This is a genomic window from Acinetobacter bouvetii DSM 14964 = CIP 107468 (genome assembly GCF_000368865.1).
Taxonomy (GTDB): domain Bacteria; phylum Pseudomonadota; class Gammaproteobacteria; order Pseudomonadales; family Moraxellaceae; genus Acinetobacter; species Acinetobacter bouvetii.
The window spans coordinates 234675-248285 of the sequence record NZ_KB849730.1; the positions used below are offsets into that span (position 1 = coordinate 234675).

At 49.2% G+C, this 13611-nt stretch carries 13 protein-coding genes; 7 read left to right on the top strand and 6 right to left on the bottom strand.

Features of this window, described 5'->3' with window-relative positions; all coding sequences use genetic code 11:
- Position 1 precedes the first annotated feature (1 nt).
- The 3 genes from cpdA to gluQRS all read left to right on the top strand — a co-directional run bounded on the left by cpdA (position 2) and on the right by gluQRS (position 2471).
- Positions 2-811 carry a 3',5'-cyclic-AMP phosphodiesterase gene (cpdA, locus tag F941_RS15740; protein ID WP_005013343.1) on the top strand — a complete coding sequence of 270 codons (810 nt, stop codon included), beginning with the start codon at positions 2-4 and terminating at the stop codon, positions 809-811.
- Between the two features lie 209 nt (positions 812-1020).
- Positions 1021-1548, top strand: coding sequence for an RNA polymerase-binding protein DksA (gene dksA / locus F941_RS15745; protein WP_005013354.1), 528 nt, complete (start codon positions 1021-1023; stop codon positions 1546-1548).
- Positions 1549-1550: 2 nt separating this feature from the next.
- The gene (gene gluQRS / locus F941_RS15750) at positions 1551-2471 is read left to right on the top strand and encodes a tRNA glutamyl-Q(34) synthetase GluQRS (protein ID WP_026253400.1); all 921 of its coding nucleotides are present in this window, start codon (positions 1551-1553) and stop codon (positions 2469-2471) included.
- A 148-nt stretch (positions 2472-2619) separates the two neighbouring features.
- On the opposite strand, the gene ftsW is transcribed toward gluQRS, so the two are convergent.
- The 5 genes from ftsW to F941_RS15775 all read right to left on the bottom strand — a co-directional run bounded on the left by ftsW (position 2620) and on the right by F941_RS15775 (position 7746).
- Complete coding sequence (gene ftsW, locus F941_RS15755; RefSeq protein ID WP_005013359.1) at positions 2620-3816, bottom strand: putative lipid II flippase FtsW; 1197 nt, start codon at positions 3814-3816, stop codon at positions 2620-2622.
- Positions 3817-3837: 21 nt separating this feature from the next.
- Positions 3838-5184 carry a UDP-N-acetylmuramoyl-L-alanine--D-glutamate ligase gene (murD, locus tag F941_RS15760; protein WP_005013365.1) on the bottom strand — a complete coding sequence of 449 codons (1347 nt, stop codon included), beginning with the start codon at positions 5182-5184 and terminating at the stop codon, positions 3838-3840.
- Positions 5185-5359: 175 nt separating this feature from the next.
- Positions 5360-5611: a DUF6587 family protein gene (locus F941_RS15765; RefSeq protein WP_005013369.1), complete on the bottom strand. Its 252-nt coding sequence runs from the start codon at positions 5609-5611 to the stop codon at positions 5360-5362.
- A 30-nt stretch (positions 5612-5641) separates the two neighbouring features.
- Positions 5642-7495 (bottom strand): ferrous iron transporter B, encoded by a 1854-nt coding sequence (gene feoB / locus F941_RS15770; RefSeq protein WP_005013372.1) that lies wholly within the window; start codon positions 7493-7495, stop codon positions 5642-5644.
- Positions 7492-7746 (bottom strand): FeoA family protein, encoded by a 255-nt coding sequence (locus F941_RS15775; protein WP_005013373.1) that lies wholly within the window; start codon positions 7744-7746, stop codon positions 7492-7494. Before F941_RS15775 ends, feoB begins: the two co-directional genes overlap by 4 nt.
- Before the next feature lie 172 nt (positions 7747-7918).
- Between F941_RS15775 and xerD the strand changes: the two genes are divergently transcribed.
- From xerD to thrC, 4 genes are all read left to right on the top strand, one after another.
- Positions 7919-8836 carry a site-specific tyrosine recombinase XerD gene (gene xerD / locus F941_RS15780; protein ID WP_005013375.1) on the top strand — a complete coding sequence of 306 codons (918 nt, stop codon included), beginning with the start codon at positions 7919-7921 and terminating at the stop codon, positions 8834-8836.
- Between the two features lie 97 nt (positions 8837-8933).
- Positions 8934-9746 carry a DsbC family protein gene (locus F941_RS15785; RefSeq protein WP_005013376.1) on the top strand — a complete coding sequence of 271 codons (813 nt, stop codon included), beginning with the start codon at positions 8934-8936 and terminating at the stop codon, positions 9744-9746.
- Positions 9747-9869: 123 nt separating this feature from the next.
- Positions 9870-11174, top strand: coding sequence for a homoserine dehydrogenase (locus tag F941_RS15790; RefSeq protein ID WP_026253401.1), 1305 nt, complete (start codon positions 9870-9872; stop codon positions 11172-11174).
- Positions 11175-11240: 66 nt separating this feature from the next.
- Positions 11241-12380, top strand: a complete 1140-nt coding sequence (gene thrC, locus F941_RS15795) for a threonine synthase (RefSeq protein ID WP_005013380.1) — start codon at positions 11241-11243, stop codon at positions 12378-12380.
- A gap of 144 nt (positions 12381-12524) precedes the next feature.
- Here thrC and F941_RS15800 read toward each other — a convergent pair whose 3' ends face one another.
- Positions 12525-13580, bottom strand: a complete 1056-nt coding sequence (locus tag F941_RS15800) for a serine hydrolase (RefSeq protein ID WP_026253402.1) — start codon at positions 13578-13580, stop codon at positions 12525-12527.
- Positions 13581-13611 lie beyond the last annotated feature (31 nt).

Genomic DNA, 13611 nt, shown 5'->3' on the forward strand with positions numbered 1-13611 from the left:
CATGCCTTTATCAAATCACACAGATTCATCTTCAGGCTGGACGATTGTCCAAATTTCAGATACGCATCTCATGGATCAGGATGATCTAGAATTTGCAGCCATGAATCCTGAACAAAGCTTTCATGCTGTCATTCAGCATATGAAACAGCACCTGCCCGATATTGACGCCATCATTCATACTGGCGATTTAGCGCAAGTGCCGGTCTCAGAAACCTATGACCGCTATTTACGCTTTATGCAGACGCTGAATCTGCCGCATTTTCAAATTCCGGGGAATCATGACGATACGGCCATTTTCCCTTTTCACCGCCAGCAAGACCGCGCGCACATGCTGAGTTTTGGCAATTGGCGCCTCATTCTGCTGAACAGCGCTGTTGAAGGGAAAGTCGATGGCTGGGTTGCTCAAGAACAGCTGGAGCAGCTGGATCAAATGCTGTCAGAACAGGCGGATCAGCATATCATCATTGCCTGCCATCACCACCCCTTTGCCATGCAGTCCTTCTGGATTGATCAGCATAAGCTGAAAAATGCAGATCATTTGCTGGATGTGATCGCCAAGCATCAAAATGTTAAAGCTGTACTGTACGGCCATGTGCATCAAGATTCCCGCAATGAGCGCCACGGCGTGCAGTTTTTATCCACGCCGTCAACCAGTGTTCAGTTCAAGCCGCATAGCGATTCTTTCGCGCTGGATGAGTCTATGCCGGGTTACCGTGTGCTGAATTTAAAAGAAAATGGTGAATTTTCGACGCACGTGATTCGCGTAAAAATCAATCAGCCCAAAATTAATGTTGAAATTTCAGGTTATTAACTTTTCATTTTGTTTCTTTTGCATTAAGTTATTGCATCTGATGGAAAAGTGATAGTTAGAAACCCGACATCTAAGACTATCAAAATCGAAAAAAAGTCTATATGATGACGACCCCTGCAGGAGGAATCTCCCAAAAGGGTCGATAAAAACTTGCATATCACCATATTTTTTGCGTATAGATAATATGCATATGATGAGGAATGCCCTATATGGCGAATGACAACCAAAATCAAGTCTTAGACGCACAAACTGATACAGCAGATGAAAAATCTGTAAAACGCGTCCGCAAAGCGAAGCCAAAGGCATCTGAAGGTGGTTCTACTGCTAGCTTATTTGGTATTGAACCTTATCAGCCTAAGAAAAATGAAGAATACATGTCTGAAGGGCAGCTTGAGCACTTCCGGCGTATCCTGCTGGCATGGAAAGCTGAGCTGATGTCTGAAGTGGACCGTACTTTAAACACCATGCAGGATGAAAATACAGCGCTTCCAGACGTCAACGACCGCGCAACGCAGGAAGAAGAATTTGCGATTGAATTGCGTACGCGTGACCGTGAACGCAAATTAATCCGTAAAATTGAGCAGTCAATTGAAGCTATCAAAAATGATGACTACGGTTTCTGTGAAACTTGCGGTATTGAAATTGGCTTGCGCCGTTTGGAAGCCCGTCCAACTGCCACTCTATGTATTGACTGCAAAACACTGGCAGAAATCAAAGAGAAGCAAAACAACGGTTAAGCATGCTATTGAATAATCCTCCCCTAGCCCCTTCTTTACCAAAGGAGGGGGACAGCAGGATGGCTTATGTGGGCCGGTTTGCGCCATCGCCAACCGGCCCTTTGCATTTTGGATCTTTAATTACCGCAGTCGCCAGCTATTGCGACGCCCGCGCACATCATGGCCAATGGCTGGTGCGTATTGAAGATACCGACATTCCGCGCATCTACCCCGGCAGTGAAGATCACATTCTTCGTTCAATTGATGCTTTTCAGTTTGACCCTGATGCCGACATCATCTTTCAAAAAAACCGCCTGAATCTCTATGAGTCTGCCATTGAGCAGCTGCATCAGCACGGCTTGGTGTATGCCTGCCAATGCACCCGGAAAATGCTCGGCTCGAATCATATTTACCAGGGCACCTGCCGCAATCTGAACTTGGCTTTAAAAGATCAGGCCATTCGGGTCAAAGTCAGCGATCAGGAGATCTGCTTTACTGACCGCCTGCAGGGAAGACACTGCTCAAACCTGCAGCATGATCTTGGCGATTTCGTGCTCAAACGCCGCGACGGCATTATTAATTATCAGCTGGCAGTGGTGGTGGATGATTATCTGCAGGGCATGACGCATGTCGTGCGCGGCGCAGACCTCTTAGACAATACTGAACGGCAGATTTGGCTGGGTCGGCTGCTGGGTTATCCGCAGCTGCAGTATATGCATTTGCCTTTAGCGATGAATGATCAGGGGCAGAAACTGTCTAAGCAGAATATGGCGCAGGCGCTGGATTTAACACAGGCGCCGAAGCTTTTACAGCAGGCCTTACGCGCTTTGCGCCAGCCGGAAGTCGAGTTAAACAGCCCAGCTCAAATGCTTCAGCAGGCTGTCGCGCAGTGGAATACAGACTTGATCCCGCACAGCACAGAACTGCGCGGCATCTATTTGTAAAGGCAGCCAGCAATACCCCCTGACAGCCGTGCAAAAGATCCGCTGATATCTCTGCTTCCAGACTGCTGTTCAATCAACCCGTCTGCTCAATAAAAAAAACCGGACACCGCCTTTACGCTGTCCGGCCAGAATCTTGCCCATCAATCATTTAAAAGCTGGATTCTTCTTTGCTTGGGTTGGTCTGGCAAGTGGTGGCTTCAATTTTGAGAATCAGGCTGATCATCACCGCGCACATAATCAAAGATGAGCCGCCATAACTGATAAAGGGCAATGTTAAGCCTTTGGTTGGCAGCATGCCCATGTTCATGCCGGCATTCACTAAAATCTGCAGCAGAAAAATAATACTGATGCCATACGCCAAATAGCCTGCGCGCAGGTACTGGTTTTTCAGCGCGCGGTGGCCGATTTTAATGCAGCACACCACCATGGTGAATGACAGCACCAGAACCGTCGTAATGCCAAAAAAGCCGAATTCCTCACCTAAAATAGCCAGCATGAAGTCGGTATGCGCTTCCGGCAGATAGGACATTTTTTGAATGCTATGGCCAAGCCCCACGCCAAACCACTCACCGCGGCCAAACGCCATTAAGGCATTCGACAGCTGGTAACCGGTCCCTAACGGATCTGCCCAAGGGTTAGTGAACGACAGCGCGCGCTGCAGGCGGTAAGGCTCGAACACAATCGCAATCACCAAGCCGGCAATAATAAACGCCATGAAAGCGATAAACTGAATTGCCGGTGCGCCTGCAAGGAAAAACACCCCGAGGATCATTAAGACAATGACAGCGGTCGCGCCTAAGTCTGGCTCCGCCAGAATCAAGCCCACGGTAATAATCATCACCACGCCCAGCCGCACAAGGCCAGAAACACTGGTCCGCACTTCTTCGGCCCTGCGCACGACATAATCTGCAGTAAAAATCGCCATCATGACTTTAGCGACTTCAGAGGCCTGCAGGGTAAAACCGGCTATCCGAATCCAGCGCGTTGAACCATTGACCTCGGTTCCCGCCACCAGCACCACCGCCAGCAGCAGAATCGTCAGCAGCCACAGCGGGAAGGTATTGTTGAACCAGACATTCATCGGCACTTTATAGGCCAAGAATGCCGCAACACCGGCCACAAGAATTGAAATCCCGTGCCGTGTAATATAGTGAAATGCATTTTCATGCAGACGGTCTGCATACGGCATTGATGCCGAAGCCACCATAATGGAGCCTAAACACAACAGCGCCAGCACGCAAAAAATCAGCACATTGCGCATGTTGACTTCGGCAGGCAGCCGAGGCGCCCACCGGTCATAGGCTTCATTTATCTTACTGATGGTCGTCTGAGCTAACCCAGCCATACAACGTTCCTTATCATTCTTTTAAGCCAGTGAATTCACGCAGTCAACAAACTGATGACCGCGTTCGCTGTAACCTTTAAACATATCAAAACTTGCGCATGCAGGTGACAATAGCACGACATCATTGGCCTGCGCATGCTGCTGGCAAATTTCCACCGCTTCTTTCAGCGTTGCCGCATGCAGCAGCGCTGTTGTTCCCGCAATCGCTTTCTCAATGATTGGGCGGTCTTCACCAATCAGCACCGCCACTTTAGCGTATTTGTTGAGCGAGTCACGCAGCGCTGTGAAATCCTGCCCCTTGCCTTGCCCGCCCAAGATAATCGCCACTTTGCCGCCTTGGGCTTCAATGGCAGCGCCTAAGCCATCAATCGCAGCCAGTGTCGCGCCAATGTTGGTGCCTTTCGAGTCATTGTAGTAACGCACACCCGCCAATTCTTTCACGAATTCACAGCGGTGCTCGAGGCCTTTAAACGTCTTCAGGGTATTCAGCATGCTGTCTAAAGGCAGGCCGATCGCTTCACCCAGCGCCAGGCAAGCCAAAGCATTCGCCACATTGTGCGTGCCTTGAATATACATATCCGAGCTTTTCAGCAGGCGCTCACGCCCGCGCGCCAGCCAAATTGTGCCGTCATCATCCCGCAAGATGCCAAATTGATTCATATCCGGCGCATTCAATCCGAAGCTTTGCATCGGCGTTGCGTCCGGCACCAGCGGGCGGGTTAAAGAATCATCACGGTTAAACACCACTTTTTTCACAGCTTGGAAGATGCGGTGCTTCGCAGTGTGATAGCCCATCATGTCGCCGTGGCGGTCTAAATGATCTTCACTCATATTCAATACAACAGCAACTTCCGCCGCTAAATTGGAGGTCGCTTCCAGCTGGAAGCTGGAGAGTTCAAGCACATACAGTTCTGGATCATCTTTGGTTAAATCCAGTGCAGGACGCCCTAAGTTGCCGCCCACAGCGACTTTTTTCCCAGCTTCTTTCGCCATTAAGCCCAGCAGCGTGGTCACGGTGCTTTTGGCATTAGATCCGGTAATGGCGACAATCGGCTTATCTGTTGCCCGGCGCAGAATCTGAATTTCACTGACAATCGGAATGCCTTTGGCGGCTGCGGCCTGAATTTCCGGCAGTTTTGGATCCAGCCCTGGGCTGATGACAATTTCTTCAGCCTGAAGCAGCAGCTCTTCATCTAATTGGCCAAAGCTGGCTTGCACTGCAGCAGGAATCTGGTCATGGCCTGGCGGGGTAGCTCTTGAATCTGTAACAGCAACGCGGTAACCGTGTTCATGTAAAAAATTAACCGCGGCGACACCTGAAATTCCAAGTCCAGCAACGACCTTTAAACCACCACGCTGTATTAACATTTTTGCCCCATTTTATGGTTTGTTTTTAAAACTGACAAAATGTTAGCACTTTGCTGTTTTGAATGCTTTTTCAGTTTTGACTTTCTGGCGGTTTTTTTGTGTCAGCGCGTAAAAAAACCGTCATAAAAATGACGGTTTTTCTATTTTGCTAAAAAGCGCTTTCAGCAATCTGAACTTATTTCCATTTTACAGCCTGCACTTCCGGTTTTTTTTCAGCAGGCGTGTCCGATGCAGAGCATCCACAGCTGCCGCCGCAGCCTGCAACCATGGCAGGCTTTAAGCGTTTCGCCACAGCCGTCCAGCCCTGCTTTTGAGCCACATTCGATAAAGACAGAAAGAACGCGTACGCTGTTTTCGGAAAAACTTTCTTAAACACCACGACAGCACTCCAAATCACCAATGCAGCCACGATTAGAACTTCAATCATTTTAGTCTCCTCTCACGTCGCCTCGAAAACCTAGCCGAAGTAATGTGATGCAATTTGATAGGTTAGAAAGGCCATGAAGTAAGCCAAACCAAACAGATAAACCGTCATAAAGCCGACCGTTTTCCATGAACCTGTTTCACGCTTAACGGTGGCCAATGTTGCCAAGCAATGCGGCGCATAAACAAACCACACCAGCAAAGACAGGCCTGTCGCCAATGACCAGCCTAAATCTCCGCTGCTGATCAATGTCGATAAGCCCTGGGCCACAGCATCATCATCCGCCGCGGATAAGGCATATACGGTGCCCAATGCCGCCACCACCACTTCACGGGCAGCCATCGCAGGGATCAAGGCGATACAGATCTGCCAGTTAAAGCCAATCGGCGCAAAAATCGGCTGCATTAAATGACCCAGCATGCCGGCAAAAGAATAATCAATCGCTGGCAATGCCGCATTTTCTGGCGCCTGCGGGAAAGTGCACAGGAACCACAGCAGAATTGACAGCGCAAAGATAATGCCGCCAACGCGCTTCATAAAGATCTTGGCGCGGTCCAGCAGGCCGATCCAGATGCTTTTAATATCAGGAAAGCGGTAGCTTGGCAGCTCCATCAGCAGCGCATGCTGAGACTTATCTTTTTGGAAAAATTTCAGTATGGTCGCTACGATTAAAGCGCTGACTATGCCCGCCATGTATAAGGCAAACAGCACAAGACCTTGTAAATTAAACACGCCCCACACCATTTTTGCAGGAATAAACGCTGAAATCAGCAGCGCATAGACAGGCAAACGCGCAGAACAGGTCATTAATGGCGCAACCAAAATGGTCACCAGACGATCACGCGGATCACTGATGCTGCGGGTCGCCATCACACCTGGCACAGCGCAGGCAAAACTGGACAGCAATGGAATAAACGCACGCCCGCTCAATCCGGCTTTGAACATCAGCTTATCCAGCAGGAAAGCCGCGCGCGGCAAATAGCCCGATTCTTCCAGTACCAAAATAAAAAAGAACAAAATCAAAATCTGCGGCAGGAACACCACGACACCGCCCGCCCCGGCAATAATTCCATCCACCACCAAACTGTTCAGCAGCGGATGCGAAATATGCTGTCCGATAAATTCACCCAGCCAGCCGAAGAAGGTTTCAATGCCGTCCATAAATGGCGCAGCCCAAGCAAAGACCGCCTGGAAGATAATAAACATCATGACCGCCAGGCTGACTAAGCCCAGCACAGGATGCAGGAATATTTTATCTAGAAAGTCGGAACGCTTATCTTCATGGTCTACAAAATGAACGACATCGTTCAGAATCGTATCAATCTTTTGATGAGTGTCACCCGTCAGGCCGCTGAGTTCGGTATGCGGCGCAGCAAACTTCTCCTGATCAAGCGCACTCATCAGGCTTTCAATGCCTGCATTGCGCACAGCAACCGTTTCCACGACGGGAATGCCTAAACGCTCTGACAGCTTTTGCGTGTTGACCTGCATGCCCCGGCGGCGCGCCTCGTCCATCATGTTCAACACCAGCAGCATTGGACGCCCCAGCGCAATCATCTCCATCACCAAGCCCAGATGCAGTTTGAGGTTTGTGGCATCCACCACGCACAGGAAAGCATCCTGATGGCCTTCCTCAGCAATTTTGCCTTGCACCACATCGCGGGTGATCTCCTCATCCGGACTGGTCGCGTTGAGGCTGTATGTCCCCGGCAAATCCAGCACACGCACAGGCTTGCCTGACGGCAGTACAAATTGGCCGACTTTACGTTCAACCGTTACCCCTGCATAGTTGGCAACTTTTTGCCGGGTCCCTGTTAAATGGTTGAATAATGATGTTTTACCGCAGTTAGGGTTACCAACAAGGGCAATACGCAGCGCATCACTCATGCAGGCGCTCCTTCAATTTCAATTTTCTGCGCTTCCGCTTTACGCAATGCGAACCGGGTAAAGCCAATCTGAATTAAAATCGGGTCCCCGCCAAAAATTCCTTTAGTAATGACTTGCACTTTTGTACCTGGAATAAAGCCTAATGTTTCCAAACGGCCCGCCACCAGATCAGCTTGGGAGCGCTCATCTTCAATACGGTGAACCTTTTGAATGATGGCAGATTGTTTGACTTTCAAATCAGATAAACGCACGCATCTAATCCTAAAAAATTTTGAATATTATACAAGCAAATGAGAATAATTACCAAATCAGATTTGATTTCAATTCTCATTTCCAAACAGCGCATCGACAGGAAAAGCAAATTGCATTACATTGCAGAAAGCCCGCCAGTTGAGGGCGTAGCGCCGATAAGTTGAAAATAGCATGTTAAATAAAAAACCGCGCGTCCCTGCGCCCGTTACAATTCCTGAACAGTTAGGGTTCTTGCAGGGTTTCCGGGATTTCCTGATCGCTCAGACCGTCAGCCCGCATACACGCAATGCCTACCTCTCTGATTTAATTCAATGCAGCGAATGCTGTCAGGCCGCTATGCCGCAGTGGAGCAGCGATGATATTGCCGATGTGCTGCTAAACCTCACTAAGCAAGGCAAGAGCCCGCGTTCCATTGCCCGCTCGCTGTCTGCCCTGCGCTCTTTTTTTAAATTCCTGCAGGAGCAGAAGCTGCGCGATGACAACCCTGTCAGCATGCACAAAACGCCAAAATTAGGACGGGCGCTGCCCAAAGATTTGTCTGAAGCCGATGTTGAAGCCCTGATTCAAGCGCCGGAAACTGCAACCGCCCTAGGCCTGCGTGACCGGGCCATGCTTGAAGTGCTGTACGCTTGCGGCTTGCGGGTGACCGAACTGCTGAATTTACGGCTTGACCTGATCAATTTAAAGCAAGGGTATTTGCGCATTGTCGGCAAAGGCAATAAAGAGCGCCTCGTGCCTTTAGGGCAAATCGCCTGCGAATGGGTGGAGAAATATCTGTCCGAAGCCCGGCCTGCATTGTATAAAACCTCAACCGATTATTTATTTCTAACCCAGCACGGCGGCATCATGAGCCGGCAGAATTTTTGGTATGCCATTAAGCGCTATGCGCTGCAGGCCAATATCCAGTCGGAACTCTCACCGCATACCTTAAGGCATGCGTTTGCCACTCATTTGCTGAATCACGGCGCAGACCTGCGTGTGGTGCAAATGCTGCTCGGCCACAGCGATTTGTCCACCACGCAAATTTATACCCATGTCGCGCAGGTGCGCATGCAGCAGCTGCATGCGGCGCACCATCCTCGTGCATAAAACGCAGCGCGATAAGACGAAGAAATTTTATTGCTCTGCGTTTTTTTTGCTATGCTAATCCACCAGTTTTATAAAGCTAAAAGAAAAAGGGTTGTTTATGTTATTTACCCGTTCAACATTTTTTATTGCATGCACGCTTGCCGCAGGCATGGGGCTAAGCGCGTGTTCAAAATCCAATAATGAAGAAAAACAAGCGCCCTTGACCGCCAGCACCCCCGCAACAGGTGAAGCCTCTACATTGACTGAACGCAATGCGCAGCAGCGCCTGATCAGCACGCTGCAGGACGGCCTGAAAAAAGCCAATATCAATGCCAAAATTACCGATGCGCAGCCGACTGAAGTGCCCAACCTGTATTGGATCAGCTTCGAAGGCATGCCTTCTGTTTATGCGACAGCTGACGGTAAATATATTCTGCAGGGTGAAATTGTGCGCCTAGGCGGCAAAGAACTGCATAATGTCAGCCAGAATCTGCAGGCCGCTAATGCCAAAAAACTCTTTGATCAACTGAAAACTGAAGATTTAATTGTTTATCCAGCCAAAGGCAAAACCAAGCACGTGGTATATGTCTTTACTGATGCCAGCTGCCCGTATTGCCATAAACTGCATGAGCATATGGATGAAATCAACAGCAAAGGCATCGAAGTCCGCTATATCGCATGGCCGCGCGGCGAACAGTTCATTCCGGCAATGGAAAGCGTCTGGTGCAGCAAAGACCGCCAACTGGCGTTCAATCAAGCCATTTCTGGCGCGCAGCTGCCGCCAGCGGCCTGCAAAAATCCAGTGCGCGACATGTATCAAATGGGCCTGAATATTGGCGTAAACGGCACGCCTGCCATCTACAGCACAGACGGTGTTTATTTGGGCGGCTACATGGAGCCGAATGAATTGGCTGAGCGTTTAAATAAATAAATTTTATTGATTAAATTACTGTTTTTTATAGATGGATAGAAAGTTGTGAATCTCCTAGAGTCATGGCATTTTTTTAGCTATGATCTAGGTTCGCTTAATGTTGATGAATATTTGGAGTGTGACGTGAAACCAGTTCGTCTGGCAATCCTCGGTCTTGGTACTGTGGGTGGTGGTGCCCTTAAACTATTAAAAGAAAATGCTGCTGAGATTAAACGTCGCACCGGTCGTGAAATTGAAATTACCCATGTCGGCACACGCCGTCCGCGCCCAGATTTAGATCTGCCTGCATCAGTCAAGCAAAGCTCTGACTTGATGGACATCGTGCGTCAGCCGGATGTTGATGTGGTGGTTGAAGTCATGGGCGGCATTCATCCTGCCTATGAAGTCATTCAGGAAGCGATCAAGCACGGCAAGCAAGTCGTGACTGCCAATAAAGCGCTTTTAGCCGAATACGGCAATGAATTGTTTAAGCTTGCGGATGATCATCACGTACAAATTGCGTATGAAGCCGCAGTTGCCGGCGGCATTCCCATTATTAAAGTCATGCGCGAAGGCCTGGCTGCCAATAAAATTGACTGGCTGGCGGGCATCATCAACGGCACAGGCAACTTTATTTTGACTGAAATGCGCGAAAAAGGCCGCGCATTTGCAGACGTGCTGAAAGAAGCGCAGGAACTGGGCTATGCAGAAGCAGACCCAACCTTTGACGTTGAAGGCATTGATGCTGCGCATAAGCTGACCCTGTTAGCCTCAATCGCATTCGGTATTCCGCTGCAGTTTGACAAAGTTTTCACTGAAGGCATCAGTAAAATTACAGCGCAGGATGTGAAATATGCTGAAGACTTAGGTTTCCGCATCAAGCATTTAGGCATTGCGCGCCGCGCAGAAACAGGCATTGAGCTTCGCGTGCATCCAACACTGATTCCAGAAGATCAGCTGATTGCCAATGTCAACGGTGTGAAAAATGCAGTCTTGGTTCAAGCCAATGCCGTTGGCCCTACCCTTTACTACGGCGCAGGCGCAGGCGCAGGCCCAACAGCATCTGCAGTCGTTGCTGACGTTGTCGATATTGTCCGCGACATTTCATATACCGAAGACGGCGCAGGCACTATTCCGCAATTGGCATTTGAAGCATTAACCGATTTGCCGATTCTGCCGCGCGAAGAAATGACCACAGGCTACTACATCCGCATTAATGCAGAAGATCAAACTGGCGTACTTGCCGATGTGACGACTATTTTAAGCCGTGCCGGCATCAGCATTGACGCCATCATGCAGCAGCCGCGCTTAAAAGACCTTATCCCTATCGTGATTCTGACCGATCCAGTGAAAGAATCAAAAATGGATGAAGCCCTTCAGCAAATTCAAGCATTGCCTGTCATTCATGGCGAAATTGTGCGAATTCGTTTAGAATCGCTTGATAATTAATCACCGGGTCGAGGGGAATATTTTCAATTCCTCTCGCCAAGCTCTACACACAATTGGAACATCATCATGTCGAATGCCAATCGTTATACTGGTTTAGTTGACCGCTATCGCGACCGTTTACCAGTGTCTGCAACCACTCGCGCAATTTCATTAGGCGAGGGCAACACGCCACTGATTAAACTTGAGAACATTCCACGTTTAACCGGCAAAAATGTTGAAATTTATGTGAAGTACGAGGGCTTAAACCCGACTGGTTCATTTAAAGACCGCGGTATGACTATGGCGGTAACAAAAGCAGTCGAAGAAGGCTCTAAAGCCATCATCTGCGCGTCTACAGGCAATACTTCCGCTGCTGCTGCTGCCTATGCTGCGCGTGCCGGCATCAAAGCGTTCGTATTAATCCCAGAAGGCAAAATTGCCATGGGTAAAATGGCGCAAGCCATGATGTACGGCGCGATCACTATGCAAATCCGCGGCAACTTCGATGACGGCATGCGCCTTGTTAAGGAAGTCGCTGACCAAGCGCCAGTGACGATTGTCAACTCAATCAACCCATACCGCCTGCAAGGCCAAAAAACCATTGCCTATGAAATTGTTGAAGCATTGGGCCGTGCGCCAGACTACCACTGCCTGCCTGTCGGCAATGCAGGCAACATTACTGCGCACTGGATGGGTTATACAGAAGCGGTTGCAAACCAATCGAAAGATGAGTTTGAACAAGTGGTTTATGACGCTGAGACTGACCAATTCACAGGCCCTAAACCAGCCGGCTTGCCAATTATGGCGGGCTACCAAGCTGCAGGCGCTGCGCCATTCCTTCGCGGTGCACCAGTAGCTAACCCTGAAACAGTAGCGACGGCCATCCGTATTGGCAACCCGCAAAGCTGGAACCATGCCAAAGCAGTTGTACGTGATTCACAAGGCTGGTTTGACGAACTCACTGATGCTGAAATCTTAGATGCGCAGCGCCTGCTTTCGATGTACGAAGGCGTATTCGTAGAGCCTGCTTCTGCTGCCTCTGTTGGTGGCGCAATCCGTGACATCAAGTCTGGCAAAATCAAAGAAGGTTCGGTGATTGTTTGTACTGTAACTGGCAACGGCCTGAAAGATCCTGATACGGCCATCAAGCAATGCCAAGATGCCGTGATGCTGTCTATTGATGCCACCATGGATCAGGTTAAAGACTCGATTCTGTCAAATATGTAATTCATATTCAGACTGAAAAAGCCCTGCAATTGCAGGGCTTTTTTATGGCTGGCGCGCATTGGCCGCCGAAATAAAAATGCCTGAACATGTAATGTTCAGGCATTCAGTCAAGTGAATTCCATGTACGGTATCAAATGAATGCGCTTAAATGCGTTTTGGAAGCTGAGAAACCCAGGTCATGAGACGGGTCGCATCATTGGTACGCGCTGCCGAAGAATCAGCGCCCAGCAATACAACCACTGCAGGGCGGTTATTCAACGTCGTATGCATCACCACGCAGCGGCCAGCTTCACTAATATAGCCGGTTTTTGAAATATTGATATTCCACCCGCCGTTACGCACCAGTGCATTGGTATTATTGGATTTCAGAACACGGTAGCCTAAATTGAAATCGTAGCTTGGCGTAGTCGAAAATTGGCGGATCAAGCCGTATTGTGAAGCCGTATTCACCAAAATGCCTAAATCGCGCGCAGAAGACACATTGCCTGGGTGCAAGCCTGTTGACTCTACATAACGGGTCGAATGCATGCCCAAAGACTTGGCTTTAGCATTCATGGCAGCAAAGAATGCGGGACGCCCGCCTGGATAAGTGCGCGCCAAAGCCGAAGCGGCTGGATTTTCAGATTTCATCAATGCAAACAGCAAGGCTTCTGCACGGTTCATGCTGTCGCCGGCACGCAGTGTTGAACTGGAACTTTTACAGCCCGAACAAGAAAAATCCCCCTGCTGTAAAGTAATTTTTTCTGACATATTCAAGCGAGAATCTGCAATCACCACCGCTGTCATCAATTTAGTAATGGATGCAATAGGCAAAGCGGTATTGCTGTTTTTGCTGTACAGCACTTCCCCAGTCTGTCCATCCATGACCAGAGCGGCGCGGGCATTTACCGAAGGCTGATGCGCATTGACGCTGGTATCAAAAATCTGCACCGTTTTAGACGGCGCAGACTGCACTGCGCCATTTGAACTGCGTATAGACGTACTGACTTTGGTTGAGCCTTGCGGTGAAGGTTCGTCTGCCAGCTCAGCAGATGCGGATACGTCAGCATTCAGCAGCTGATTGGCTTCTTCTGAAGACCAGCTGAGGTTTGCCTGATTGGGATTTGAATTCATTACGATGTCTGCAAAACTCACCGAGCTCATGCCAAACAGAAATGAAATTCCCAGCGCGCGCATTAGAAATTTATTTGAAGTCTTCACCATATTTACTCAACTCAATAAGGCAATAATT